At 63.4% G+C, this 24,847-nt stretch carries 21 protein-coding genes and 1 pseudogene; 13 read left to right on the top strand and 9 right to left on the bottom strand.

The genetic code is table 11. The annotated features are described in order from the left end of the window. The first annotated feature begins 23 nt into the window (after positions 1-23). Positions 24-509: a protein-export chaperone SecB gene (gene secB, locus OH705_RS16300; RefSeq protein ID WP_023628821.1), complete on the top strand. Its 486-nt coding sequence runs from the start codon at positions 24-26 to the stop codon at positions 507-509. 82 nt (positions 510-591) lie between these two features. On the opposite strand, the gene trmL is transcribed toward secB, so the two are convergent. Beyond that, on the bottom strand, positions 592-1,053 hold the full coding sequence (gene trmL / locus OH705_RS16295) for a tRNA (uridine(34)/cytosine(34)/5-carboxymethylaminomethyluridine(34)-2'-O)-methyltransferase TrmL (protein ID WP_031314454.1): 462 nt from the start codon (positions 1,051-1,053) through the stop codon (positions 592-594). Here trmL and OH705_RS16290 point away from each other — a divergent pair. Continuing rightward, positions 1,052-1,489 (top strand): hypothetical protein, encoded by a 438-nt coding sequence (locus tag OH705_RS16290; protein ID WP_023628819.1) that lies wholly within the window; start codon positions 1,052-1,054, stop codon positions 1,487-1,489. The genes trmL and OH705_RS16290 overlap by 2 nt on opposite strands. A 260-nt stretch (positions 1,490-1,749) precedes the next feature. Here the strand turns inward: OH705_RS16290 and ntrC are convergent, their stop codons facing one another. The 4 genes from ntrC to glnA all read right to left on the bottom strand — a co-directional run bounded on the left by ntrC (position 1,750) and on the right by glnA (position 6,619). Next, positions 1,750-3,186, bottom strand: a complete 1,437-nt coding sequence (gene ntrC / locus OH705_RS16285) for a nitrogen regulation protein NR(I) (RefSeq protein WP_023628818.1) — start codon at positions 3,184-3,186, stop codon at positions 1,750-1,752. Next, positions 3,183-4,268, bottom strand: coding sequence for a nitrogen regulation protein NR(II) (gene glnL, locus OH705_RS16280; RefSeq protein ID WP_046853886.1), 1,086 nt, complete (start codon positions 4,266-4,268; stop codon positions 3,183-3,185). The genes ntrC and glnL overlap by 4 nt, the downstream gene beginning before the upstream one ends. 255 nt (positions 4,269-4,523) lie before the next feature. Further along, the gene (locus tag OH705_RS16275; protein ID WP_160291129.1) at positions 4,524-5,066 is read right to left on the bottom strand and encodes a chorismate mutase; all 543 of its coding nucleotides are present in this window, start codon (positions 5,064-5,066) and stop codon (positions 4,524-4,526) included. Between the two features lie 146 nt (positions 5,067-5,212). Beyond that, entirely contained in the window at positions 5,213-6,619 is a 1,407-nt protein-coding gene (gene glnA / locus OH705_RS16270; RefSeq protein ID WP_023628815.1) for a type I glutamate--ammonia ligase, read from the bottom strand. A gap of 402 nt (positions 6,620-7,021) precedes the next feature. Here glnA and thiI point away from each other — a divergent pair, with 402 nt between their 5' ends. Continuing rightward, the gene (thiI, locus tag OH705_RS16265; RefSeq protein WP_094011044.1) at positions 7,022-8,476 is read left to right on the top strand and encodes a tRNA uracil 4-sulfurtransferase ThiI; all 1,455 of its coding nucleotides are present in this window, start codon (positions 7,022-7,024) and stop codon (positions 8,474-8,476) included. A 127-nt stretch (positions 8,477-8,603) separates the two neighbouring features. Next, entirely contained in the window at positions 8,604-10,424 is a 1,821-nt protein-coding gene (gene typA, locus OH705_RS16260; protein WP_023628813.1) for a translational GTPase TypA, read from the top strand. 112 nt (positions 10,425-10,536) lie between these two features. On the opposite strand, the gene OH705_RS16255 is transcribed toward typA, so the two are convergent. After that, positions 10,537-10,941, bottom strand: a complete 405-nt coding sequence (locus OH705_RS16255) for a YkgJ family cysteine cluster protein (RefSeq protein ID WP_023628812.1) — start codon at positions 10,939-10,941, stop codon at positions 10,537-10,539. 198 nt (positions 10,942-11,139) lie between these two features. Here OH705_RS16255 and OH705_RS16250 point away from each other — a divergent pair, with 198 nt between their 5' ends. The 3 genes from OH705_RS16250 to OH705_RS16240 all read left to right on the top strand — a co-directional run bounded on the left by OH705_RS16250 (position 11,140) and on the right by OH705_RS16240 (position 15,373). After that, positions 11,140-13,605, top strand: a complete 2,466-nt coding sequence (locus OH705_RS16250) for a glycogen/starch/alpha-glucan phosphorylase (protein ID WP_094011045.1) — start codon at positions 11,140-11,142, stop codon at positions 13,603-13,605. A gap of 157 nt (positions 13,606-13,762) precedes the next feature. Further along, the gene (locus tag OH705_RS16245) at positions 13,763-14,773 is read left to right on the top strand and encodes a class 1 fructose-bisphosphatase (protein ID WP_038706942.1); all 1,011 of its coding nucleotides are present in this window, start codon (positions 13,763-13,765) and stop codon (positions 14,771-14,773) included. Between the two features lie 3 nt (positions 14,774-14,776). Further along, the gene (locus OH705_RS16240; RefSeq protein WP_046853890.1) at positions 14,777-15,373 is read left to right on the top strand and encodes a DUF924 family protein; all 597 of its coding nucleotides are present in this window, start codon (positions 14,777-14,779) and stop codon (positions 15,371-15,373) included. 33 nt (positions 15,374-15,406) lie between these two features. Here OH705_RS16240 and OH705_RS29335 read toward each other — a convergent pair whose 3' ends face one another. Both OH705_RS29335 and OH705_RS29330 read right to left on the bottom strand, forming a co-directional pair. Further along, positions 15,407-16,195, bottom strand: a complete 789-nt coding sequence (locus tag OH705_RS29335; RefSeq protein WP_372241261.1) for a methyl-accepting chemotaxis protein — start codon at positions 16,193-16,195, stop codon at positions 15,407-15,409. Positions 16,196-16,261: 66 nt separating this feature from the next. Then, positions 16,262-17,299, bottom strand: a pseudogene (locus OH705_RS29330) (cache domain-containing protein); the annotation flags it as partial. A gap of 222 nt (positions 17,300-17,521) precedes the next feature. Between OH705_RS29330 and bamE the strand changes: the two are divergent. Both bamE and OH705_RS16225 read left to right on the top strand, forming a co-directional pair. Next, positions 17,522-17,776: an outer membrane protein assembly factor BamE domain-containing protein gene (bamE, locus tag OH705_RS16230; protein WP_011536093.1), complete on the top strand. Its 255-nt coding sequence runs from the start codon at positions 17,522-17,524 to the stop codon at positions 17,774-17,776. Next, the gene (locus OH705_RS16225; RefSeq protein ID WP_023631132.1) at positions 17,773-18,345 is read left to right on the top strand and encodes a lipocalin family protein; all 573 of its coding nucleotides are present in this window, start codon (positions 17,773-17,775) and stop codon (positions 18,343-18,345) included. Before bamE ends, OH705_RS16225 begins: the two co-directional genes overlap by 4 nt. Before the next feature lie 70 nt (positions 18,346-18,415). Here the strand turns inward: OH705_RS16225 and OH705_RS16220 are convergent, their stop codons facing one another. Beyond that, positions 18,416-19,780 (bottom strand): formimidoylglutamate deiminase, encoded by a 1,365-nt coding sequence (locus tag OH705_RS16220; RefSeq protein ID WP_094011047.1) that lies wholly within the window; start codon positions 19,778-19,780, stop codon positions 18,416-18,418. Positions 19,781-19,924: 144 nt separating this feature from the next. Here OH705_RS16220 and hutC point away from each other — a divergent pair, with 144 nt between their 5' ends. The 4 genes from hutC to hutH all read left to right on the top strand — a co-directional run bounded on the left by hutC (position 19,925) and on the right by hutH (position 24,737). Then, positions 19,925-20,635 carry a histidine utilization repressor gene (gene hutC, locus OH705_RS16215; RefSeq protein ID WP_177182902.1) on the top strand — a complete coding sequence of 237 codons (711 nt, stop codon included), beginning with the start codon at positions 19,925-19,927 and terminating at the stop codon, positions 20,633-20,635. Further along, positions 20,632-21,204: a HutD family protein gene (locus tag OH705_RS16210; protein ID WP_267302539.1), complete on the top strand. Its 573-nt coding sequence runs from the start codon at positions 20,632-20,634 to the stop codon at positions 21,202-21,204. Before hutC ends, OH705_RS16210 begins: the two co-directional genes overlap by 4 nt. Before the next feature lie 241 nt (positions 21,205-21,445). Next, on the top strand, positions 21,446-23,119 hold the full coding sequence (hutU, locus tag OH705_RS16205; RefSeq protein WP_038706939.1) for a urocanate hydratase: 1,674 nt from the start codon (positions 21,446-21,448) through the stop codon (positions 23,117-23,119). 85 nt (positions 23,120-23,204) lie between these two features. Then, a complete protein-coding gene (hutH, locus tag OH705_RS16200) occupies positions 23,205-24,737 on the top strand; it encodes a histidine ammonia-lyase (protein ID WP_267302538.1) in 1,533 nt (510 codons plus the stop codon). Positions 24,738-24,847: the final 110 nt, after the last annotated feature.

Here is a 24,847-nt window from a genome sequence, read left to right as displayed (position 1 = left end):
GAACATTAGGAAAAGGATCTGCCATGACTGACCAACAGAACAACGGCGCTGGTGCTGAAGAAACCGCACCACAATTCTCCCTGCAGCGCATCTACGTGCGCGATCTGTCGTTCGAGGCTCCGAAAAGCCCGCAGATCTTCCGCCAGCAGTGGGAGCCGAGCGTATCGCTGGACCTGAACACCCGCCAGAAAGCCCTGGAAGGCGACTTCCACGAAGTGGTGCTGACCCTGTCGGTGACCGTCAAGAACGGTGACGAAGTGGCGTTCATCGCCGAAGTGCAACAGGCCGGCATCTTCCTGATCGCCAACCTCGATGCCGCTTCGATGAGCCACACCCTCGGCGCGTTCTGCCCGAACATCCTGTTCCCGTACGCCCGCGAGACCCTGGACAGCCTGGTGACCCGTGGTTCGTTCCCGGCGCTGATGCTGTCGCCGGTCAACTTCGACGCCCTGTACGCGCAAGAGATGCAGCGCATGCAGGAAGCCGGTGAAGTGCCGACCGTGCAGTAATTTCTGCCGGTAAAGCAAAAGGCGACCTTCGTGGTCGCCTTTTTCATGCCTTGCTGGTGATCGGGCCCGAGCGGCAAGCGCATCAGCTTCCGGCAAACCCCTGCTGGCGCCACGCCTCGTACACCGTCACCGCCACGGTATTGGACAGGTTCAAGCTCCGGCACCCCGGCCGCATCGGCAGGCGCAGGCGTTGTTCGGCAGGCAGGCTGTCCAGCACCTCGGCCGGCAGGCCACGACTTTCAGGCCCGAACAGGAAGGCGTCACCGGGCTGGTACTCGACCTCATGAAACGGGTGCGAGCCTTTGGTGGTGAACGCGAACAGCCGAGGCTGATTCAGGCTTTCCAGGCATTCGGCCAGGCTTTGGTGGCGCTGTAGCGTGGCATACTCGTGGTAGTCCAACCCTGCCCGGCGCAAGCGCTTGTCGTCCAGTTCGAAGCTGATGGGCTCGATCAGGTGCAGGGCGCAGCCGCTGTTGGCGCACAGGCGGATGATGTTGCCGGTATTCGGCGGAATTTCTGGTTGAAAAAGGATGACGTGAAACATGCACGGCTCCAAGCGTGAAGATGACGAGCATTCTACCCCCGAACCCGACCCGCGTTCGAAGGCCTGGCCGCGGGTGCTGCTTTCGCTGGCGATCTTCGGCATGCTCGTGGGCCTGATGATCGGCCGGCTGACGGCGCCCGAGGAGCGGGTGCTGGAGCAGGTCGAGGTGGTCCAGGGCGGGCTGGACCTGTGGTTCAACGAAGAGCCGCAACTGCATGGCGAGAATGTCGAGGGTACCGTGGCCGTGGTGTTCCAGGCCGAGGGCAAGGCCGCGCGGGGCCAGTTGATGTTGCAGGACAAGCCGGTGGGCTGGCGTTTGCAGAAGAGCGAGAAAGGCTTGCTGTTGACGCTCGTCGCTGCGCGCCCCCTGCGCGGCGAATGGGCCGGCGCGCAGGAGGCGGGGCGTTGGCGGGTGCAGGTCAGGCTGCACGAATAAAAGAGGGGATATCCCGGCCTGCCTGTACCAGGGTCCCCGAAACTGGAGATGTCTGGGTTAATGCAGGTGTCGTGCCAGTTTTATCGGTATGGAAAAACAGGGGTTAGCCGGTATCTACAGCGGTCTTGGTGGATTATTTGCCTCGTCACGGTGCAAGGGGCACGTAATCGGTGCATGCACCGCTCGTGGGGCCAGCCCGTTCCCACGACATCAATGGCGTGGGAGCGGGCTGGCCTCACGATTCGTTGCAACGTTTGGATTCAGTGCTCTTCCGCCTCGTCCTCATCCCCTCCGGCGATATTCATCCCCAGCTCCTTGATCTTGCGCGTCAGGGTATTGCGTCCCCAGCCCAGCAACAGCGCCGCATCGCGACGTCGCCCAGCGGTGTGCTTGAGCGCGGTTTCGATCATGATCCGCTCGAAGCTGGGCACGGCGCTATCCAGCAGGTTGGTCTGGCCGCGGGCAAGGGCCTGGTCGGCCCACTGGCGCAGGGCCTGTTCCCAGTTGGTCACCGGCGCGGCGTCCTGGGGCAGGTTGAGCAGTTCCGGCGGCAGGTCACCGATCAGCACTTCGCGGCTGGAGGCCATCACGGTGATCCAGCGGCAGGTGTTCTCCAGCTGGCGCACGTTGCCCGGCCAGGGCAGGTTGCGGATGAATTCCTCGGTCTCCGGCTTGAGCAGCTTGGGCTCCACCGCCAACTCCTGGGCGGCGCGGCCGAGGAAATGGCGGGCCAGCGCCGGGATGTCCTCGCGCCGGTCGGCCAGGCGCGGGATATGGATGCGGATCACGTTGAGGCGGTGGAACAGGTCCTCACGAAACTTGCCGGCCTGCACCAGGGATTCTAGGTTTTGGTGAGTGGCGGCGATGATCCGCACGTCCACCTTCACCGGCACATGGCCGCCGACCCGGTAGAACTCGCCGTCGGCCAGCACTCGCAGCAGGCGGGTCTGGGTGTCGGCGGGCATGTCGCCGATCTCGTCGAGGAACAGTGTGCCGCCGTCGGCCTGCTCGAAACGCCCGCGACGCAGGTTGGCGGCGCCGGTGAAGGCGCCCTTTTCGTGGCCGAACAGTTCGGACTCCATCAGGTCCTTGGGGATCGCCGCCATGTTCAGGGCAATGAACGGCGATGCCGCACGCGGGCTGTGGCGATGCAGGGCATGGGCCACCAGCTCTTTGCCGGTACCCGACTCACCATTGATCAGCACGGTGATGTTGGAATGGCTGAGGCGGCCGATGGCGCGGAACACCTCCTGCATCGCCGGCGCTTCGCCGATGATCTCCGGGGTGCGGGCCAGCGCCTGGGGCACTTCCAGGGCCTGTTGCTCCTGGGCGTGCTGGTTGGCGCGTTTGACCAGCGACACCGCTTCGTCGACATCGAACGGCTTGGGCAGGTACTCGAAAGCACCGCCCTGATACGACGCCACGGCGCTGTCCAGGTCGGAATGGGCAGTCATGATGATCACGGGCAGCCCAGGGTGCTGTTCGCGGATCTGGGCGAGCAGGTCGAGACCGCTGGCGCCGGGCATACGGATATCCGAGATGATCACGTCCGGTTGCTGGCGGGCCAGGCGGCCCATGACACCATCGGCGCTGTCGAAGCTCTGGGTGGTCATGCCTTCCTGCTGCAGGGCCTTTTCCAGGACCCAGCGGATGGAACGATCATCATCGACGATCCAGACGGTTTCACTTCGGCTCATGGGGCGGTGGCTCCTTGTTCCAGGGGCAGGTAGATCGAGAACGTGGTGTGGCCGGCGTGGCTTTCACATTCGATCAGGCCCTGGTGCTGGCTGATGATGTTCTGGGTGATGGCCAGGCCCAGCCCGGTGCCGTCCGGGCGGCCGCTGACCATGGGATAGAAGAGCGTGTCCTGCAGTTCCGCGGGGATGCCGGGGCCGTTGTCGATGATCTCGATCCGCGCCACCAGGCGGTGGCGCACATGGCCGATGGTGAACTGGCGCACGGCGCGGCTGCGCAGGGTGATACGACCCAGGCGCAGTTCGTTCTGCCCGGCGATGGCCTGCATGGCGTTGCGCACGATGTTGAGTACGGCCTGGATCATCTGCTCACGGTCGATCAGTACGTCCGGCAGGCTCGGGTCGTAATCGCGCACCAGGGTGATGCCGCCCTGGCTCTCCGCCTCGACCAGACTGCACACCCGCTCAAGCACTTCGTGGATGTTGGTCATGGATAACGACGGCAGCTTGTTCGAGCCGAGCATGCGGTCGACCAGATTACGCAGGCGGTCGGCCTCTTCGATGATCACATTTGTGTAGTCGCGCAAGCCATCCTCGGGCAGCTCGCGGGCCAGCAACTGCGCCGCGCCGCGAATACCGCCGAGGGGGTTCTTGATTTCGTGGGCAAGGCCGCGCACCAGCATCTTGGTGGTCTCCTGCTTGCTCAGCTGGGCCTCCTCCTTGGTGATGCGCAGCAGGCGGTCACGCGGGTGCACTTCCAGCAGCAGCAGGGTCTGGCCCTGGTGCAGGATGGGCGTGACGGCGTAGTCGACGGTGATGCTCTGGCCGGTCAGCGAGGTCAGCTGGGCTTCGCGCTTGGTGAACGGGTGCGCCTGCTCCACCGCCTGGCGCAGCGAGTTGAGTGCCTCGGCCGATTCGGTGAACAGCTCGCTGATGAACTGGCCATGGCTGCGCTGGCCACTGACGGCCAGAAGCATTTCCGCAGCGGGGTTCATGTACTCCAGGCGCAGTTCGGCATTGAGCAGGAGCGTAGCCGTGGTCAGGTTGTCCAGAAGCAGACGGTGCTGTGCATCGCTGATGGTCATAAGGCGTCGTTGACCTCTGTAGGCACTCTTTTGGCGCCCCGGCCAGACCTGGGGCGCGCACGGATGACGTGCAGGATGCATTGAAAATGCAAGATCCAAACCAAGGCTCCGAAAAGAAGCGGAATTTCCGGATAAAGTCGCGTATGCGCGCAAATTCGGCACACAAAGTCTTGGTTAAACGATTCTTGCGACCCAAACTGGGATGCCTGCCGAGGCGCTCGGCCTAGTCATGCACCATTATGGAGCATAGGGTGCTCAGGTGTTTTTGCACAGTTGGCCGGTGGCGCGGATGAGTGCGAGGTGTCGCGTGGCTTCGTGGGTGCGTCGCTGAAGTGCGTCGGCCAGATACCCGGGGCAGTTGATCGAGGCGCTTTGGTCGAAGCGGGCAAGGGCCACCAGGAGTTGCGCCTGAAGGCGGTCCAATGTGGGGCGCACATCTTGGCCAAGATCGCGTCGAGGACGGTCCGGTGCCTGCCGTTCCCGGTGCCAGCTGTCTAGCAGGTAATATTGGAGCAGTTTACTGGCCTCGATCTGGTCAGCGAAGAATGCTTCGGCGCGTGCGGGATCCAGTTGGTAGGCAGTTGCGGCCTGGCGTGCACTGGTCAGGACCTGTTGCTCGCGTTCAACGGCCTGCACCGGTTGCCCTCGGTCCCATTTGTGCAGGGCGACCGCTTCGGCAAGGTCAAGGCGGCGCTCGATGGCGTCGAGCAAGGTTTCAAGGTTCGCAGTGGACGGCGCCGCGGCGCTGCAACCAGACAGTGCGAGGCAGCAAGTGAAGGCGAGGTGGGTGGTGCGCATGGCGATCTCCTGAATTGGTGGAGAGTCGAGTGTCGCAGTGCTGCCAAATACGGCTGTAAGCCTAGTCCGATGATGCCGATGCAAAAATGGAAACGGCCTCCCGAGGGAGGCCGTCCTGATGTCACCGACGCGAGGCGCCGATCAGATCAGCAGCTGTAGTACAGCTCGTATTCCAGCGGGTGCACGAAGGTGCGGACCTTGATCTCTTCTTCGCTCTTCAGCTCGATGAAGGCATCGATGAAGTCGTCGGAGAACACGCCGCCCTTGGTCAGGAACGCACGGCCTTTGTCCAGCTCTTCCAGGGCTTCCTTCAGGCTGCCACAGACTTGCGGGATTTCCTTGGCCTCTTCAGGCGGCAGGTCGTAAAGGTTCTTGTCGGCGGCATCGCCTGGGTGGATCTTGTTTTGGATGCCATCCAGGCCTGCCATCAGCAGGGCCGCGAAGGCGAGGTACGGGTTGGCCGACGGGTCCGGGAAGCGCGCTTCGATACGACGGGCTTTCGGGCTGCCGACGTAAGGAATACGGATCGAGGCGGAACGGTTGCGCGCCGAGTAGGCCAGCATCACCGGAGCTTCGAAACCTGGGACCAGACGCTTGTAGGAGTTGGTCGACGGGTTGGTGAAGCCGTTCAGGGCCTTGCCGTGCTTGATGATGCCGCCGATGAAGTACAGGGCGGTATCGGACAGGCCGGCATAGCCTTCGCCGGAGAAGGTGTTCTTGCCGTCTTTCCAGATCGACATGTGCACGTGCATGCCCGAGCCGTTGTCGCCGTACAGAGGCTTGGGCATGAAGGTGGCGGTACGGCCATAGGCGTCGGCAACGTTGTGCACGACGTATTTCAGAGCCTGTACTTCGTCAGCTTTCTTCACCAGGGTGTTGAACTTGACGCCGATTTCGTTCTGGCCGGCAGTCGCCACTTCATGGTGGTGAACTTCGACGGTCTGGCCCATTTCTTCCAGTGCGTTGCACATGGCGGTGCGGATTTCGTGGTCGTGGTCGAACGGCGGAACCGGGAAGTAGCCGCCTTTCACGCCCGGGCGGTGGCCTTTGTTGCCGCCTTCCACGTCAGCGCCAGTCATCCACGAGCCTTGCTCGGAGAAGATCTTGAACATCGAGCCGGAGATGTCCGAATGGAACTTCACTTCGTCGAAGATGAAGAACTCAGGCTCTGGGCCTGCGAACACGGTGTCACCGATGCCGGTGCTCTTCAGGTACTCTTCGGCGCGCTTGGCGATGCCGCGCGGGTCACGATCGTAGCCCTGCATGCTCGACGGGTCGACGATGTCGCAGGTGATGATCAGGGTCGGTTCTTCGGTGAATGGGTCCAGCACGGCGGTTTCGTCGACCGGCATCAGGATCATGTCGGAGGCTTCGATGCCTTTCCAGCCAGCGATGGAGGAGCCGTCGAACATCTTGCCGACTTCGAAGAAGTCTTCATCCAGGCCATCGCGCGCTGGCATGGTCACGTGATGCTGAATGCCTTTGGTGTCCGTGAAACGCAGATCAATCCACTTGACGTCATGATCTTTGATGAGTTGAACCGACTTCGACATGTTGTCCTCCGGATGGTCGAGGGCGCAGTTGGCCGCTGCCCTGGAAATAAGGGTGTCGCTGGGCGCGGATAGTCGGCCAAGCTTACCTGCCTCACAAGGGAGCAAATTGCATGCCAGTGCCCGAAAATGGCGAGGGTGGGATAAAAGGGGGCGTTGGCGGGCATTTGTCCAGGTGGCGCTGATGCAGAGCGCACCCATAAGATGCGCTTTTCAGAATTGCTGCACTATTATGGTGCGCGCCCGGGGCCTCCTTGCGGGGCAAGTCGCATCGGCGCTCCGCCGTGCCACGGTACATGCGCGATAAATCCAACCCTCTGTACAAAAGTTGGTCAAAAGCTGAGCAATTTCCGCTATAATTCGCGCCCCTCATTTTCGGTAGGCCCTGGGCGCGCTGTTAAACCAATGAAACTTATCGTCAAAGTCTTCCCAGAAATCACCATCAAGAGCCGGCCGGTGCGCAAGCGCTTCATCCGCCAGCTCGGCAAGAACATTCGCAACGTGCTCAAGGATATCGATCCTGAGCTCGCGGTCGATGGTGTCTGGGACAATCTCGAAGTGGTTACCCGCGTCGAGGACGAGAAGCTCCAGCGCGAGATGATCGAGCGCCTCACCTGCACACCGGGTATCACCCACTTCCTGCAGGTCGAGGAATATCCGCTGGGCGATTTCGACGACATCGTCGCCAAGTGCAAGCACCACTTCGGCCATCTGCTGGCCGGCAAGCGCTTCTCGGTACGCTGCAAGCGCGGCGGTCACCACGACTTCACCTCGATGGACGTCGACCGCTACGTCGGCAGCCAGCTGCGCCAGCAGTGCGGCGCCGCCGGCATCGACCTGAAGACGCCAGAAGTCGTGGTGCGCATGGAAATCCGTGACCAGCGCCTGTACGTGATCCACAACCAGCACAACGGCATCGGCGGCTACCCGTTGGGTGCCCTGGAGCAGACCCTGGTACTTATGTCCGGTGGTTTCGACTCCACCGTGGCGGCTTACCAGATGATGCGCCGCGGCCTGATGACCCATTTCTGCTTCTTCAACCTCGGTGGCCGTGCCCACGAGCTGGGCGTGATGGAAGTGGCCCACTACCTGTGGAAGAAGTACGGCAGCAGCCAGCGCGTGCTGTTCATCAGCGTGCCGTTCGAGGAAGTGGTCGGCGAGATTCTCAACAAGGTCGACAACAGCTACATGGGCGTCACCCTCAAGCGCATGATGCTGCGCGGCGCGGCGCACATGGCCGACCGCCTGCAGATCGACGCGCTGGTCACCGGCGAGGCGATTTCCCAGGTGTCGAGCCAGACCTTGCCGAACCTGTCGATCATCGACTCGGCCACCGACAAGCTGGTGCTGCGCCCGCTGCTGGCCAGCCACAAGCAGGACATCATCGACCAGGCCAGCGAAATCGGTACCGCCGACTTCGCCAAGCACATGCCCGAATATTGCGGTGTGATCTCGGTGAATCCGACCACTCATGCCAAGCGTCACCGCATGGAGCACGAAGAAAAGCAGTTCGACATGGCCGTGCTGGAGCGCGCCCTGGAGCGAGCCAAGTTCATCTCCATCGACCATGTTATCGACGAGCTGGGCAAGGACATCGAAATCGAGGAAGTGGCCGAGGCGCTCCCGGGCCATATCGTCATCGACATTCGTCATCCCGACGCCCAGGAAGACGAACCTCTGGTGCTCGAAGGCATCGACGTCCAGGCCATGCCGTTCTACGCCATCAACAGCAAGTTCAAGCACCTGGACCCAACGCGCCAGTACTTGCTGTATTGCGACAAGGGTGTGATGAGCCGTCTGCACGCACACCACCTGCTCAGTGAGGGACATGCCAATGTGCGTGTTTATCGTCCGACATAAGACGCCAGGGCTGTATGGCGGCAGCATCCGCCATCGCCCTCCCGACCACCGGGCCCGCTGAGCCGTAAACCGTACATATTGGCCGCCTACACTGGCGGCAACCGAATCCTCTGATCGAGATACAGTTGTGATCGAAAATCTGCGTAACATCGCCATCATCGCCCACGTTGACCATGGTAAAACCACCCTGGTCGACAAACTCCTGCGCCAGTCCGGCACCCTGGAGCGTAACGAGCTCAACGACGAGCGCGTCATGGACTCCAACGACCAGGAAAAAGAGCGCGGCATTACCATTCTGGCGAAGAACACCGCCATCAACTGGAACGGCTACCACATCAACATCGTCGACACCCCCGGCCACGCCGACTTCGGTGGCGAGGTTGAGCGTGTAATGTCGATGGTCGACTCCGTGCTGCTGCTGGTCGACGCCCAGGACGGCCCGATGCCGCAAACCCGCTTCGTGACCAAGAAGGCCTTCGAAGCTGGCCTGAAGCCAATCGTCGTGATCAACAAGGTCGACCGTCCGGGCGCGCGTCCTGACTGGGTTCTGGACCAGATCTTCGACCTGTTCGACAACCTCGGCGCCACCGACGAACAGCTGGACTTCAAAGTCGTCTACGCCTCGGCCCTGAACGGCATCGCCGGTCTGGACCACACCGCCATGGGCGAAGACATGACCGCCCTGTACCAGTCGATCGTCGACAACGTACCGGCGCCGGACGTTGACCGTGAAGGCTCGTTCCAGATGCAGATCTCGGCACTGGACTACAACAGCTTCCTCGGTGTTATCGGTGTTGGCCGTATCGCCCGTGGTCGCGTCAAGCCGAACACCCCCGTTGTCGCCATCGACACCAACGGCAAGAAGCGTAACGGTCGAATCCTCAAGCTGATGGGTCACCACGGCCTGCACCGCGTCGACGTCGAAGAAGCCCAGGCTGGCGACATCGTCTGCATCAGCGGTTTCGACGAGCTGTTCATCTCCGACACCCTGTGCGCCCCGGACGCGGTCGAAGCGATGAAGCCGCTGACCGTCGACGAGCCAACCGTCTCGATGACCTTCCAGGTCAACGACTCGCCGTTCTGCGGCAAGGAAGGCAAGTTCGTCACCAGCCGTAACATCAAGGACCGTCTGGACAAGGAGCTGCTGTACAACGTTGCCCTGCGCGTCCAGGAAACGGACTCCCCAGACAAGTTCAAGGTCTCGGGCCGTGGTGAGCTGCACCTGTCCGTTCTGATCGAAACCATGCGCCGTGAAGGCTTCGAGATGGCCGTAGGCCGTCCTGAAGTGATCATCCGCGAAGTCGACGGCGTCAAGCAGGAGCCGTTCGAGAACGTCACCATCGACATCCCTGAAGAAGCCCAGGGCAAGGTCATGGAAGAAATGGGTCTGCGTAAAGGCGACCTGACCAACATGGTGCCGGATGGCAAGGGCCGTGTTCGCCTGGAATACAACATTCCAGCCCGTGGTCTGATCGGTTTCCGTAACCAGTTCCTGACCCTGACCAACGGTGCAGGCATCCTGACCTCGATCTTCGATCGCTACGACACCATGAAGTCGGGCCAGATGTCCGGCCGCCTGAACGGCGTACTGGTTTCGGTCGAGACCGGCAAGGCACTGACCTACTCGCTGGAAACCCTGCAGGCGCGCGGCAAGCTGTTCGTCGAGCACGGCCAGGAGATCTACAACGGTCAGATCATCGGCCTGAACAGCCGCGACAACGACCTGGGCGTGAACCCGACCAAAGGCAAGAAGCTCGACAACATGCGTGCTTCGGGCAAAGACGAAGTCATCGCCCTGGTACCGCCGGTTCGCCACACCCTGGAACAGGCCCTGGAGTTCATCCAGGACGACGAGCTGTGCGAAGTCACGCCGAAGTCGATCCGTCTGCGCAAGAAGATCCTGGACGAAGGCGAGCGTACCCGCGCTGCCAAGAAAGCCAAGAACTGAGTTAGCTCAGGCTGAATGAAAACGCCCCCGGTCGAAAGGCCGGGGGCGTTTTTGTTTGCCTTCAGAAATACGGGCTGCTTTGCAGTCCCGACATTTCAGGCGTGGCGCAGTCTCAGCGCCCGACCACCTTGGGCTTGTACGCGCAATACCCCGGCCGCGGTCCGACCTTGGGATGGTTGCGGCAGGTATCCGGGCGCTTGTCGTAGATGGTGCACAGACGGCTCTTGCGGTCCAGATAGAGGCAGTCATCGTTACTCATCCGGGTCAGGGTGAAGATTCCCGACTTCTGGTTGAAGCGTTCGATGATGCCGTCCTTCTGCAGGCGCTTGGCGATGTTCTTCGGTGGCTCGTCCTTCTCGAACTCGTCCACCACGCCAATGCGGATCAGATCCTTGATCTTCACCTCCACCGGCAGGGTGCAGCAGGTCGAGTGGCAGCCACCACACATGTGGCTGGCATAGCGCTGCCAAGTCTCCAGGCGGTCGACTTCAGCGGCGGCGATCAGGGTCGGTTTCATGGTTGCGGTTTTATTCTTGCAAGGAAAATCACGGTTTTGGGGCGCGCGATGATACCGGAGTTGTTCAAATTGTGAACAACCTTTTGCCGGTTTCGCAAACGGTGGATGAAAACCGCGAACCGTCGCTGTCGCTGTGTGTCAGAGCGTCTAGGCTGAACACTCTCCCTGCGCTTTCGCCTACTTGCCCGAGGATGCCGCATGTCCCAGGAAAACAAGGCCCGTGAGGCCAAAGCTCATCATGAAGAAGTGGCCGAGTTTCGCGCCGCCGTGCTGGCCAAGCTGACCTATGCGGTCGGCAAGGACCCGGAACACGCCTTCGACCACGACTGGTTCGAGGCCATCGCCCTGGCGGCTCGCGACCATATGGTCGACCACTGGATGGATCACACTCGCCAGGCCTACCGACGTAGCCAGAAACGGGTGTATTACCTCTCCCTCGAGTTCCTCATCGGCCGCCTGCTGTACGACAGCCTGAGCAACCTCGGCTACCTGGAGATCGCCCGCGAGGCCCTCGAGGGGCTGGACGTCGACCTGGAGCGCATCCGCCTGCTCGAGCCTGACGCGGCGCTGGGCAACGGTGGCCTCGGGCGCCTGGCGGCGTGCTTCATGGAAAGCATGTCGACCCTCGGTATCGCGGCCCATGGCTATGGCATTCGCTACGAGCATGGGTTGTTCCGTCAGGCGGTGGTCGATGGCTGGCAGCAGGAGCAAACTGAGAACTGGCTGGACTTCGGCAACCCATGGGAGTTCGAGCGGGCCGAGGTGATCTACCCGATCAGTTTCGGCGGCAGTGTCGAGACCGTGAACGAAGGTAACGGCCAGCAGCGTCAGGTCTGGTGGCCGGGCGAGACGGTTCGTGCGGTGGCCTACGACACCCCAGTGGTCGGCTGGCGCGGCTCCAGCGTCAACACCTTGCGCCTGTGGCGTGCCCGGGCGCTGGAGGAGCTGCACCTGGAGCGCTTCAATGCAGGTGACCACCTGGGCGCGGTGGCCGAAGTGGCCCGCGCCGAAAGCATCTCGCGAGTGTTGTATCCGGCCGACAGCACCGAGGCGGGTCAGGAACTGCGCCTGCGCCAGGAGTACTTCTTTGTATCGGCTTCCCTGCAGGACCTGCTGCGGCGCCACCTGAACATGCACAAGGACCTGCTCAACCTGCCGGACGCCGCTGCCATTCAGCTCAATGACACTCATCCGTCGATCGCCGTGGCCGAACTGATGCGCCTACTGGTGGACCAGCACGAAATCCCCTGGGAAAAAGCCTGGGAGCTGACCGTAGGGACTCTGGCCTACACCAACCACACGCTGCTGCCCGAGGCTCTGGAAACCTGGCCGGTGGCGCTGATGGAGCGCATGCTGCCGCGGCACATGCAGATCATCTACCTGATCAACGCCTACCATATCGATGCCCTGCGGGCCAAAGGTCTGCACGACTTCGACGTGCTGCGTGCCGTGTCGTTGATCGAGGAAGACAATGGCCGGCGTGTGCGCATGGGCAACTTGGCGTTCCTTGGTTCGCACAGCGTCAATGGTGTCTCTGCGCTGCACAGTAAACTGATGAAAAGCACGGTATTCGCCGAGCTGCACAAGCTCTATCCACAACGGATCAACAACAAGACCAACGGCATCACTTTCCGCCGATGGCTGTATCAGGCCAACCCGCTGCTCACCGCGATGTTGATCGAGGCGTTGGGTCCCGAGCTGCTCGACGATCCTGAAGGCAAGTTGAAGGGGCTGGCGCCGCATGCCGACAAAGCTACCTTCCGCAAGCAGTTCGCCGCCCAGCGCCTGCACAGCAAGCGCGCCCTGGCTAGCATCATCCAGGACAGGTTGGGGGTGACGGTGAATCCGGAGGCGTTGTTCGACGTACAGGTCAAGCGCATTCACGAGTACAAGCGGCAATTGCTCAACCTGCTGCACACCGTGGCGCTGTACCAGGCCATCCGCAATGACCCCAGCACCGACTGGGTGCCCAGGGTGAAGATTTTTGCCGGCAAGGCGGCGGCCAGCTACCACCAGGCCAAACTGATCATCAAGCTGGCCAACGACATCGCCCGGGTGGTCAATAACGACCCCACGGTACGAGGCCTGCTCAAAGTGGTGTTCCTGCCCAACTACAACGTCAGCCTGGCCGAGAGCATCATCCCGGCGGCGGACCTGTCCGAGCAGATTTCCACGGCGGGTTACGAGGCCTCCGGCACCAGCAACATGAAGTTTGGCCTCAATGGCGCCTTGACAATCGGCACGCTCGACGGCGCCAACGTCGAGATGTGCGAGCAGGTGGGGGCGGAGAACATGTTCATCTTCGGCCTGACCGCGCAGCAGGTGGAGGCGCGCAAACGCAGCGGCGACTTTGGCGCCGCGTCGGCGATCGCCGCCTCCCATCGTCTGGGCGACGTGCTGCAGGCGATTCGCAGCGGGGTGTTCTCGCCTGATGATCCAGCGCGCTATGCCGGGTTGGTGGACGGGCTGATCGCCTACGACCGCTTCCTGGTGTGCGCCGACTTCGATGCCTACTGGGACGCCCAGCGGCGGGTCGAGGAGTTGTGGCACGCGCCGCAGGACTGGTGGCGCGTGGCGGTGCTGAACACGGCGCGGATGGGCTGGTTCTCGTCGGACCGGACCATTCGCGAGTATGCGACCGAGATCTGGAAGGCCTTGGATTGAAGCGTGGGGCTGCCCGGCAGCCCCAATCGACCAGCTGCATGAACTCAATGGTCAAAGCGCCGTCTGATCCGCCAGTCGAGTCTCTTTGCTCGCTAGCCCGTCACTCTCCCTGTAAACTGCGGGGGTTTTTCTCCCCCTTTCCTTTTCGGAGCCATACATGTCCCGCGTTACCCTGAGTCGCTATCTGATTGAGCAGACCCGCAGCAACAATACCCCTGCCGATCTGCGCTTCCTGATCGAAGTGGTGGCGCGTGCGTGCAAGGAGATCAGCCACCACGTGTCCAAGGGCGCCCTGGGCGGCGTGCTGGGCAGCATGGGCACCGAGAACGTGCAGGGCGAGGTGCAGAAGAAGCTCGACGTGATTTCCAACGACATCCTGCTCGAAGCCAACGAGTGGGGCGGTCACCTGGCCGGCATGGCTTCCGAAGAGATGGACAATGCCTACCAGATCCCGGGCAAGTACCCCAAAGGCGCCTACCTGCTGGTCTTCGACCCACTGGACGGCTCGTCGAACATCGACGTCAACGTCTCGGTCGGCACCATCTTCTCGGTGCTGCGTTGCCCGAACGAATACCTGAGCCAGAACGAAACCCTGAACGAGAACGCATTCCTGCAGCCAGGCACCCAGCAGGTCGCCGCCGGCTACGCCATCTACGGCCCGCAGACCATGCTGATCCTGACCCTGGGCAACGGCGTCAAGGGCTTCACCCTGGACCGCGAGCTGGGCAGCTTCGTCCTGACCCACGAAAACATCCAGGTACCGGCCACCACTGCCGAGTTCGCCATCAACATGTCCAACCAGCGTCACTGGGAAGCCCCGGTGCAACGCTACGTGGGCGAGCTGCTGGCCGGCGAGACCGGGCCGCTGAAAAAGAACTACAACATGCGCTGGATCGCCTCGATGGTGGCCGATGTGCACCGCATCCTGACCCGTGGCGGCCTGTTCATGTACCCACGCGATGCCCGCGAGCCGAGCAAGCCGGGCAAGCTGCGCCTGATGTACGAAGCCAACCCGATGTCGTTCATCATCGAACAGGCAGGCGGCGCTTCCACCAACGGTTACGAGCGTATCCTCGACATCAAGCCGGAGAGCCTGCACCAGCGCGTGTCGGTGATCCTCGGCTCGAAGGAAGAGGTCGAGCGCGTCACCGCCTACCACAAGGAGTAAGTCATGCTCGCACCTTGGCAGCCGTTGCTGGAGTGGTGGTTCGGTTGGGGCACGAGTGCCCAGGCCGTGGCTGACGAGAAGAACACGCTGTGGTTCGGCAAGCATCACGACGCCGATGCCCAGGCGCTGTTCGGCGACCTGGTCGAGCAAGCCCTGGCGGGCGGGCTCGACGAGTGGCAGCAGAGCCCCCAGGGCTGGCTCGGTCTGGTGCTGCTGCTGGATCAGCTGCCGCGCATGATCTATCGCGACACGCCGCGTGCCTTCGAGGGTGACCGGCGTGCCCAGGTAGTGGCCATGCAGGGGTTGCAGAAGGGCTGGGACTACCAGCTGCTGCCGATCCAGCGGGTGTTCGTGCTGCTTGTGCTGGAGCATGCGGAGGTGCTGGACTGGCAAAATCTGTGCGTCGAGCGTTACCAGACCTTGCTGGACGAGCAGCCCGAGGCCAACCGTCGGTTGTTCGAAGGCTTCCTCGACTATGCCGAGCAGCACCAGCGGGTGATCGCCCGCTTCGGGCGCTTCCCGCACCGCAACCTGGTGCTGAACCGCCCGAGCACCAGTGAAGAGATGGACTTCTTGCTGGAGCCTGGGTCCAGGTTCTAGTGCCAGTGGGGCCGCGAAGCGGCCCCAGCCATCTCAGATCCTGAAGCTACCCACCAGATGCTTCAACCGCTCGACCTGATGCTCCAGGTCGGTGCAGGCACGCAAGGTGCTCTGCAGGTTCTGCACCCCTTCCTGATTCAGCGTATTGATCTCGGTGATGTCGACATTGATCGACTCGACCACGGCCGTCTGCTCTTCGGTGGCGGTGGCCACCGACTGGTTCATGCCGTCAATCTCGCCGATGCGCTGGGTGACGCTGCCCAGGCGTTCGCCGGCCTGGTTGGCGATGCCGACGCTGCGGTCGCTGTGCTGCTGGCTCTGGTTCATGGTGCTCACGGCCACCTGGGCGCCGGCCTGCAGCTCCTCGATCAGGCGCTGCACCTGCTGTGCCGAGTCCTGGGTGCGGTGTGCCAGGTTGCGCACCTCGTCGGCCACTACCGCGAAACCGCGCCCGGCTTCGCCGGCACGGGCCGCCTCGATGGCCGCGTTGAGCGCCAGCAGGTTGGTCTGCTGCGAAATGCCGCTGATTACATCGAGGATCTGACCAATGTTCGCCGTGTGATTATTCAGCGTCTCGATGTTGCCGCTGGCATCGCTGATGCGCGCCGATAGCTGGTTCATCACATCGATGGTCTCGCCGACCACTTGCTGGCCTTCCTCGGCCAGGCCGCGGGCGGCGCTGGAGTGCTGCGAGGCGAGGGCGGCGTTCTGGGCGATTTCCTGGGCGGCGGCGCCGAGCTGGTTGATCGCCGCGGCGACACTGCTGGTGCGGCTGGACTGCTGGTCGGCGTTGTGGATCGAGGCGTTCGAGGCGCTGACCACCTGGCCGGCCACGGCATTCACCTGGCCGGTGGCCGAAGCCACTTCGCGGATCGATTCGTGGATCCGCTCGACGAAGCGGTTGAACGACTGCGCCAGGCTGCCGAACTCGTCCTGGGCGTGGATGGCCAGGCGCCGGGTCAGGTCGCCTTCGCCCTCGGCGATGTCGCGCATGGCGCGGCCCATGACGTGCAGCGGTTCCATCAGCACGCGGATCAGCAAGCCGAGCAGGGCGATGATCACCACCACCGCGATCAGTGTCGCCACCACGGCCGAAGTGCGCAGTTCGCCGAGCATGGCGAAGGCTGCGTCCTGGTCCAGTACCAGCGCCACGTACCAGTCCGCCGACGGCACGCCATCGACGTGGGTGAAGCTGATGAACTGTTTGCGACCCTCGACTTCCACTTCCTTCAGGCCGCTGCCGATGCGCAAGTTGCTGCCAGGGTAGACATCCGCCAGGGGCTTGAGCGCCAGTTCGCCCTTGGGGTGGATGAGCACCTTGCCCTCGCCGTTGACGATGAAGGCGTGCCCGTGGCCGCCGAAGTCCAGGGTGTTGACCAGGTTGCTGATGGTCTGCAGATCGGTGTCGACACCGCTGACGCCGATCATGTGCCCGCCCTGTTGCACCGGAGTGGCCAGGGTAATTACCAGCTTGCCGGCCGATACCGAGATGTACGGTTCGGTGACGATGGTCTGGCCCGCGGCGCTGGCCGCCTTGTACCAGCCGCGCACGCGCGGGTCGTAGTCGGCGGCGCGGTTGCCCACCGGCACCGACTGCATGCTGCCATCCTGGCCGCCGAAGTAGGTGAGGATGAAGTTGCTGCCGTACACCGGCAGCGCCAGGATGCGCTCGAGGCTGCTCTTGGCGGGGCCGTCGACGGCAATCTGCTGGGCCACCGAGTTCACCAGCTGGATACGGCTGTCGAGCCAGGTGCGGATGTTGCCGGCGGTGAGGTTCCCCAGCGATTGCAGCGTCGACTCGGTGTCGCTACGCAGCGACTGACGCTGTCGGTAGTCGTTGAACACGACGAAGCAAGTGAAGGCGACGGCCACCACCAGGGCGGCGGCCAGCAGGATCTTGTGGCTGAACTTGAGGTTCTTGGTCATTTTTCTTGGAATCTGCGCACGGGCACGAAGGGGAGGGTGCGGCAAAAGGCCACACCACCGCTCTATGTCGACGCGCAGAGATAAAACATTAATCGTTTGCGCGCCAGGCGACCAACGGTGCACAACGAAACCTCGTCGGCCAGGGAACCGAGGAGCCTTTTTCCCTTCTAAGCTCCCTGCAGGCCCTCGCGCCTGTGTATCCATCTCCAGGAGTGTCCCTTCATGTCGTTGCGTTCCCTCGCCCTGTTGTCCTTGTGCGTCGTCCTGACCGCCTGCAGCAAGATCAACCAGGAAAACTATTCCAAGCTCAAGGCCGGCATGAACAAGGCCGAGGTCGAGCAGTTGCTCGGCACGCCCAAGGAGTGTTCCGGCGCGCTGGGCATGAGCAGCTGCACCTGGGGTGACGAGAAGAGCTTCATCAGCGTGCAGTACGCGGCGGACAAGGTCCTGATGTATTCCGGGCAGGGCCTCAAATGAGGCACCTGCACCTGCTGCTGGGCGTGTGCCTGGTGATGCTGCTGGGTGGCTGCGCCACCTCGGCCACCGACCCGCTGGCGCCGAAGACCGCAGGTGCGGTCGACCTCAAGCGTTACCAGGGCAAATGGTTCGAGCTGGCGCGCCTGCCAATGAAGTACCAGGACGGTTGCGCCCAGTCCGAGGCCCATTACAACCTCAAGCCCGATGGCACGGTCGGCGTGCTGAACCGTTGCCGTACCCTGGGTGATGAATGGCTGCGGGCCGAGGGCCATGCCACGCCGCAGCAGGCGGGGCACACCGACAAGCTGTGGGTGGAGTTCGACAATTGGTTCACCCGCCTGGTGCCCGGGGTGGCCAAGGGGGACTACTGGATCCTGTTCGTCGACGAGCGCTATCGCACGGCGATCGTCGGCAGCCCGGACCGCAAGTACCTGTGGATACTTTCGCGTACGCCCTCGTTGCCGGCGTGGGAGCGTGAGAACCTGCTGGCCAAGGCGCGGCAGCAGGGCTTTGATACCAGCCGCCTGATCTGGCGCACGCCCGACAAGAGCATCGTCGCCCGGCATTGAGGACGCCATCGCGCGTCAAACCCGCTCCCCACACGTACTCGTGGGAGCGGGCCCCGCGATGTTTCGACTGTCAGTCCAGCAACTGTCGCAGCACTTGTACAAACGCTGCCGCGCTTTGCTCCTCCTGTTCATGCCGCCCTTGGCGCACCACCCACTGCCCGTTGACCATCACATCGCGCACCTGGCGATCAGAACCCGCGAACAACCAGCGGTTGAGAATGGCATCGCCGTCGGCCACGGCCAGATACGGATCCTGCCCGTCGAGAACCAACCAGTCCGCCCGCTTGCCCACGGCCAGCTCGCCGATCGGCTGCCCCAGCGCCTGGGCACCGCCCAGCAGCGCGGCGTCGTACAAGGTTCGCCCAACCATCGGTTGATCGGCGCGATACAGGCGATTGCGCCGCTGGTCACGCAGGCGCTGGCCGTACTCAAGCCAGCGCAGTTCCTCGACCACGCTCAAGGACACATGGCTGTCCGAGCCGATACCCATCCGCCCGCCCTGGGCCAGGTAGTCCACCGCCGGGAAGATGCCGTCACCCAGGTTCGCCTCGGTGGTCAGGCACAGGCCTGCCACCGCGCCACTGCGGGCCATGGCGGCGACTTCGTCGCCTTCGGCGTGGGTGGCATGGACCAGGCACCAGCGCTGATCGACATCGACATGCTCGTACAGCCATTGCAGCGGACGGCGGCCGCTCCAGGCCAGGCAGTCATCGACTTCCTTCTGTTGCTCGGCAATGTGGATATGGATCGGGCAGGTTTTGTCGCTGGCACCGAGCACATCGGCGATCTGCTCCGGTGTCACGGCGCGCAGCGAGTGGAAGCACAGTCCCAGTGCCTGCGCCGGCTGTAGTGCCAGCAATGGCGCTAGCTGCTGTTGCAGGCGAAGGTATTGTTCGGTTGAGTTGATGAAGCGCCGTTGCCCGTCATTGGGCGCCTGGCCGCCGAAGCCGGCATGGCTGTACAAGACCGGCAGCAGCGTCAGGCCGATGCCGCTGGCGCCGGCGGCGGCGCTGATGCGGCGGGACAGCTCGGCGGGGTCGGCGTAGGCCTGGCCGTTCTGGTCATGGTGCACATAGTGGAACTCGGCCACCGAGGTGTAGCCGGCCTTGAGCATCTCGATATACAGCTGGCGCGCGATCACTTGCAGTTGTTCCGGCGTGATCCGGCCGACCAGGCGGTACATCAGCTCGCGCCAGGTCCAGAAGCTGTCGTTGGGATTGCCGGCCACTTCCGCCAGCCCCGCCATGGCCCGCTGGAATGCGTGCGAGTGCAGGTTGGGCATGCCCGGCAGCAGCGGCCCGGCCAGGCGCTCGGCGCCCTCGGCGTCGGCATCGGCCATGATCGCGGCCAGTCGACCGTCGGCGGCGACCTCCAGGCGGACATTGCGGGCCCAGCCCGAAGGGAGCAGGGCGCGTTCGGCGAAGTAGGCGGGCATCGGTGAAGTCCTGTTATTATTAACTTGTATATACATATACAGCCGTTTGCCTGCCGGGTAAACTCCGGCAAGCTACCGTTCACTCCAACCGCACAAGGATTCAACGCCGTGCCGACACTTCCTGTCTCCGCGCTGGTTGCCCAGATGGGCGAAGGGCCGGCGCCGCTCTACGCCCGGGTGAAACACATGATCATCCAGCAGATCGAGAGCGGCAGCTGGCCGCCTCATCACCGGGTGCCATCGGAAAGCGAACTGGTCAGCGAGCTGGGCTTCAGCCGCATGACCATCAACCGCGCCCTGCGCGAACTCACCGCCGAAGGCCTGCTGGTGCGCATGCAGGGCGTCGGCACCTTCGTCGCCGAACCCAAGAGCCGCTCGGCGCTGTTCGAGGTCAACAACATCGCCGACGAGATCGCCGGACGTGGCCACCAGCATAGCTGCCAGGTGATAAAGCTTGCCGAGGAAGCCGCCGGTTCCGAACGCGCCCTGGCCCTGGACATGCGCGAAGGCCAGCGGGTCTTCCACTCGCTGATCGTGCATTACGAAAATGGCGTGCCGGTGCAGATCGAGGATCGCTACGTCAACGCCGTCATCGCTCCGGACTACCTCAAGCAGGATTTCACCCGGCAGACGCCCTACGCCTACCTGTCGCAGGTGGCGCCGCTCACTGAAGGCGAGCACGTGGTCGAGGCGATCCTTGCCGAACCTGAAGAATGCAAGCTGCTGCAGATCGAGCGGGGCGAGCCGTGCCTGTTGATCCGTCGTCGCACCTGGTCGGGACGCCAGCCAGTCACCGCTGCGCGCCTGATCCACCCCGGTTCCCGTCACCGTCTGGAAGGACGATTCAGCAAATGACCCAGTTGCAGATGTTGCGTGCCCAGGATTATCCGCGCATGCCCTGGAAAAACGGTGGCGGTTTCACCGAAGAAATCACCCGCGACGCAGGCGACAGCCTGGACGGTTTCGGCTGGCGCCTGTCGATCGCCGATATCGAGGAGTCCGGTGGTTTTTCCAGCTTCACCGGGTACCAGCGGATCATCACCGTGTTGCAGGGCGATGGCATGCGCCTGCTGGTCGATGGCCAAGCCAGCCGGCCGTTGCTGCCGTTCGACGCCTTCGCCTTCAATGGTGAAAGCCAGGTGAGCTGCAAGTTATTGGGTGGGGCGATACGCGACTTCAACCTGATCTATGCGCCGCAGCGGTATCGGGCGCGGTTGCAGTGGTTCGATGGTTCGAATCGGTTGTTCAGCTCGGCTTCGACGCTATTGCTGTTTGCCGCCAGCACTCATGTCGAGGTGGGGCTGGCTGGGGAGGAGACGCAGCAGCTTGGGCGGTATGACTGCCTGCGTGTCGATGGCAATGAAGGGTTGCTGGAAGTGGATGTACAGGGGCGGTTCTGCCTGATCGAGCTGATTTCACACTGACCTGTCATCGTTGAAAGGGGCTGCTGTGCAGCCCATCGCTGGTAAGCCAGCTCCCACATGGGCCAAGTGAACCCTGTGGCAGCTGGCTTGCCAGCGATGGGACGCACAGCGGCCCCTTTTTCGTTTCTCCGAGGAATGGGCACTCTTTTTAGTTGCCTATGCTTGTACATACAAGTAAAGATGTGTTTGTATAGTCGCCACGACACACACATGCCGTCGGACGACCGCAGAGGACATCCCCGTGACTGACAACAACAAGTACCGTGACGTAGAAATCCGTGCCCCGCGTGGCAACAAGCTGACCGCCAAGAGCTGGCTCACCGAAGCTCCGCTGCGCATGCTGATGAACAACCTCGACCCACAGGTCGCCGAAAACCCGAAAGAGCTGGTGGTATACGGTGGCATCGGTCGCGCCGCGCGCAACTGGGAGTGCTACGACAAGATCGTCGAAACCCTGACCCGCCTGGAAGACGACGAAACCCTGCTGGTGCAGTCGGGCAAGCCGGTCGGCGTGTTCAAGACCCACAGCAACGCCCCGCGCGTGCTGATCGCCAACTCCAACCTGGTACCGCACTGGGCCAACTGGGAACACTTCAACGAACTGGACGCGAAAGGCCTGGCCATGTACGGCCAGATGACCGCTGGCAGCTGGATCTACATCGGTAGCCAGGGCATCGTCCAGGGCACCTATGAAACCTTCGTCGAGGCCGGCCGCCAGCACTACAACGGCAGCCTCAAAGGCAAGTGGGTATTGACCGCGGGCCTGGGCGGCATGGGCGGCGCCCAGCCACTGGCGGCAACACTTGCCGGCGCCTGCTCGCTGAACATCGAGTGCCAGCAAAGCCGCATCGACTTCCGCCTAGAGACCCGCTACGTCGACGAGCAGGCCACTGACCTGGACGACGCCCTGGCGCGTATCGCCAAGTACACCGCCGAAGGCAAGGCCATCTCCATCGCCCTGCACGGCAACGCCGCCGAGATTCTGCCTGAGCTGGTCAAGCGTGGCGTGCGCCCGGACATGGTCACCGACCAGACCAGCGCCCACGACCCGCTCAACGGCTACCTGCCGGCCGGCTGGACCTGGGAGCAGTACCGCGACCGCGCGGTGACCGACCCGGCAGGCGTGGTCAAGGCCGCGAAACAGTCGATGGCCGTACATGTACAAGCCATGCTCGACTTCCAGAAGCAGGGCATCCCGACCTTCGACTACGGCAACAACATCCGCCAGATGGCCAAGGAAGAGGGCGTGGCCAACGCCTTCGACTTCCCGGGCTTCGTCCCGGCGTACATCCGCCCGCTGTTCTGCCGCGGCGTCGGCCCGTTCCGCTGGGCCGCGCTCTCGGGCGATGCCGAAGACATCTACAAGACCGACGCCAAGGTCAAGGAACTGATCCCCGACGACGCCCACCTGCACCGCTGGCTGGACATGGCCCGCGAGCGCATCAGCTTCCAGGGCCTGCCGGCGCGCATCTGCTGGGTTGGCCTGGGCCTGCGCGCCAAGCTGGGCCTGGCGTTCAACGAGATGGTGCGCAGCGGTGAGCTGTCGGCGCCCGTCGTCATCGGCCGTGACCACCTGGACTCGGGCTCGGTATCCAGCCCCAACCGCGAAACCGAAGCCATGCGCGACGGCTCCGACGCGGTCTCCGATTGGCCGCTGCTCAACGCCCTGCTCAACACCGCAGGCGGCGCCACCTGGGTTTCGCTGCACCACGGCGGTGGCGTGGGCATGGGCTTCTCCCAGCATTCGGGCATGGTCATCGTCTGCGACGGTACCGATGAGGCCGCCGAGCGTATCGCCCGCGTACTGACCAACGACCCGGGCACCGGCGTGATGCGCCACGCCGACGCCGGCTACCAGATCGCCATCGACTGCGCCAAGGAGCAGGGCCTGGACCTGCCGATGATCACCGGCTGATCGCCGCGCTTTGGATCGCACCCTCCACGGGTGATACTGAACAACAAGAAGGGGGCCATGGCCCCCATGCGATTGGAGTAGCGAAGTGACCGAATTGACCCTCAAGCCCGGCACCCTGACCCTGGCCCAGCTGCGCGCCATCCACGCCGCGCCCGTGCGCCTGCAGCTCGATGCCAGCGCCGCGCCCGCCATCGACGCCAGCGTCGCCTGCGTCGAGCAGATCATCGCCGAAGACCGTACCGCCTACGGCATCAACACCGGTTTCGGCCTGCTGGCCTCGACCCGCATCGCCAGCCACGACCTGGAAAACCTGCAGCGCTCGCTGGTGCTGTCCCACGCCGCCGGTATCGGCGCGCCGCTGGACGACGACCTGGTGCGGCTGATCATGGTGCTCAAGATCAACAGCCTCAGCCGTGGCTTCTCTGGCATCCGCCGCAAAGTCATCGATGCGCTGATCGGCCTGGTCAACGCCGAAGTCTATCCGCACATCCCGCTGAAAGGTTCGGTCGGCGCCTCCGGCGACCTGGCGCCGCTGGCGCACATGTCGCTGGTGCTGCTGGGCGAAGGCAAGGCCCGTTACAAGGGCCAATGGTTGCCGGCCACCGAAGCCCTGGCCGTCGCCGGCCTGGAGCCACTGACCCTGGCCGCGAAAGAGGGCCTGGCCCTGCTCAACGGCACCCAGGCCTCCACCGCCTATGCCCTGCGTGGCCTGTTCCAGGCCGAAGACCTGTACGCCGCGGCCATCGCCTGTGGCGGTCTGAGCGTCGAGGCGGCGCTGGGTTCGCGCTCGCCGTTCGATGCGCGCATCCATGAAGTGCGCGGCCAGCGTGGCCAGATCGATACCGCCGCCTGCTTCCGCGACCTGCTGGGCGATTCCAGCGAAGTCTCGCTGTCGCACAAGAACTGCGACAAGGTGCAGGATCCGTACTCCCTGCGCTGCCAGCCGCAAGTCATGGGCGCCTGCCTGACCCAGATCCGCCAGGCCGCCGAGGTGCTGGGCATCGAAGCCAACGCCGTGTCGGACAACCCGCTGGTGTTCGCCGCCGAGGGCGACGTGATCTCCGGTGGCAACTTCCACGCAGAACCCGTGGCCATGGCTGCCGACAACCTGGCCCTGGCCATCGCCGAGATCGGCTCGCTGAGCGAGCGCCGCATCTCGCTGATGATGGACAAGCACATGTCCCAGCTGCCGCCGTTCCTGGTGGAAAACGGTGGTGTGAACTCCGGCTTCATGATCGCCCAGGTCACCGCTGCCGCCCTGGCCAGCGAGAACAAGGCACTGTCGCACCCGCACAGCGTCGACAGCCTGCCGACTTCGGCCAACCAGGAAGACCATGTGTCGATGGCCCCGGCCGCCGGCAAGCGCCTGTGGGAAATGGCCGAGAACACCCGTGGCGTGCTGGCCATCGAATGGCTGGGCGCCTGCCAGGGCCTGGACCTGCGCAAGGGCCTGAAGACCTCGGTCAAGCTGGAACTGGCGCGCCAGGCGCTGCGTCGCGAAGTGCCGCACTATGACCGCGACCGTTTCTTCTCGCCGGATATCGAGGCGGCTGCCGCGTTGCTGGCCAAAGGCACGCTGACCGGGCTGCTGCCGGTGGGCGTCGTGCCAAGCCTGTAACGCCCTCGGGGCCGCTTTGCGGCCCATCGCCGGGGAGCCGGCGCCCCCCACACCCTGTGTGGGGGGGCGCGGGGCGGGGCGTGGGGTGGGCACCAGAACCCCAACCCCAA

The organism is Pseudomonas sp. BJa3, from assembly GCF_026343815.1.
In the GTDB taxonomy this organism is placed as follows: domain Bacteria; phylum Pseudomonadota; class Gammaproteobacteria; order Pseudomonadales; family Pseudomonadaceae; genus Aquipseudomonas; species Aquipseudomonas soli.
The sequence above is the reverse complement of the archived record's forward strand: the minus strand, read 5'-3'. Positions and strand labels throughout refer to the sequence as shown.

Coding starts and splice junctions, on each gene's coding strand:
- secB (WP_023628821.1), top strand. CDS start 24: ATGACTGACCAACAGAACAACGGCGCTGGTGCTGAAGAAACCGCACCA.
- OH705_RS16290 (WP_023628819.1), top strand. CDS start 1,052: ATGCACGGCTCCAAGCGTGAAGATGACGAGCATTCTACCCCCGAACCC.
- trmL (WP_031314454.1), bottom strand. CDS start 1,053: ATGTTTCACGTCATCCTTTTTCAACCAGAAATTCCGCCGAATACCGGC.
- ntrC (WP_023628818.1), bottom strand. CDS start 3,186: ATGAGCCGAAGTGAAACCGTCTGGATCGTCGATGATGATCGTTCCATC.
- glnL (WP_046853886.1), bottom strand. CDS start 4,268: ATGACCATCAGCGATGCACAGCACCGTCTGCTTCTGGACAACCTGACC.
- OH705_RS16275 (WP_160291129.1), bottom strand. CDS start 5,066: ATGCGCACCACCCACCTCGCCTTCACTTGCTGCCTCGCACTGTCTGGT.
- glnA (WP_023628815.1), bottom strand. CDS start 6,619: ATGTCGAAGTCGGTTCAACTCATCAAAGATCATGACGTCAAGTGGATT.
- thiI (WP_094011044.1), top strand. CDS start 7,022: ATGAAACTTATCGTCAAAGTCTTCCCAGAAATCACCATCAAGAGCCGG.
- OH705_RS16255 (WP_023628812.1), bottom strand. CDS start 10,941: ATGAAACCGACCCTGATCGCCGCCGCTGAAGTCGACCGCCTGGAGACT.
- OH705_RS16250 (WP_094011045.1), top strand. CDS start 11,140: ATGTCCCAGGAAAACAAGGCCCGTGAGGCCAAAGCTCATCATGAAGAA.
- OH705_RS16245 (WP_038706942.1), top strand. CDS start 13,763: ATGTCCCGCGTTACCCTGAGTCGCTATCTGATTGAGCAGACCCGCAGC.
- OH705_RS16240 (WP_046853890.1), top strand. CDS start 14,777: ATGCTCGCACCTTGGCAGCCGTTGCTGGAGTGGTGGTTCGGTTGGGGC.
- bamE (WP_011536093.1), top strand. CDS start 17,522: ATGTCGTTGCGTTCCCTCGCCCTGTTGTCCTTGTGCGTCGTCCTGACC.
- OH705_RS16225 (WP_023631132.1), top strand. CDS start 17,773: ATGAGGCACCTGCACCTGCTGCTGGGCGTGTGCCTGGTGATGCTGCTG.
- OH705_RS16220 (WP_094011047.1), bottom strand. CDS start 19,780: ATGCCCGCCTACTTCGCCGAACGCGCCCTGCTCCCTTCGGGCTGGGCC.
- hutC (WP_177182902.1), top strand. CDS start 19,925: ATGGGCGAAGGGCCGGCGCCGCTCTACGCCCGGGTGAAACACATGATC.
- OH705_RS16210 (WP_267302539.1), top strand. CDS start 20,632: ATGACCCAGTTGCAGATGTTGCGTGCCCAGGATTATCCGCGCATGCCC.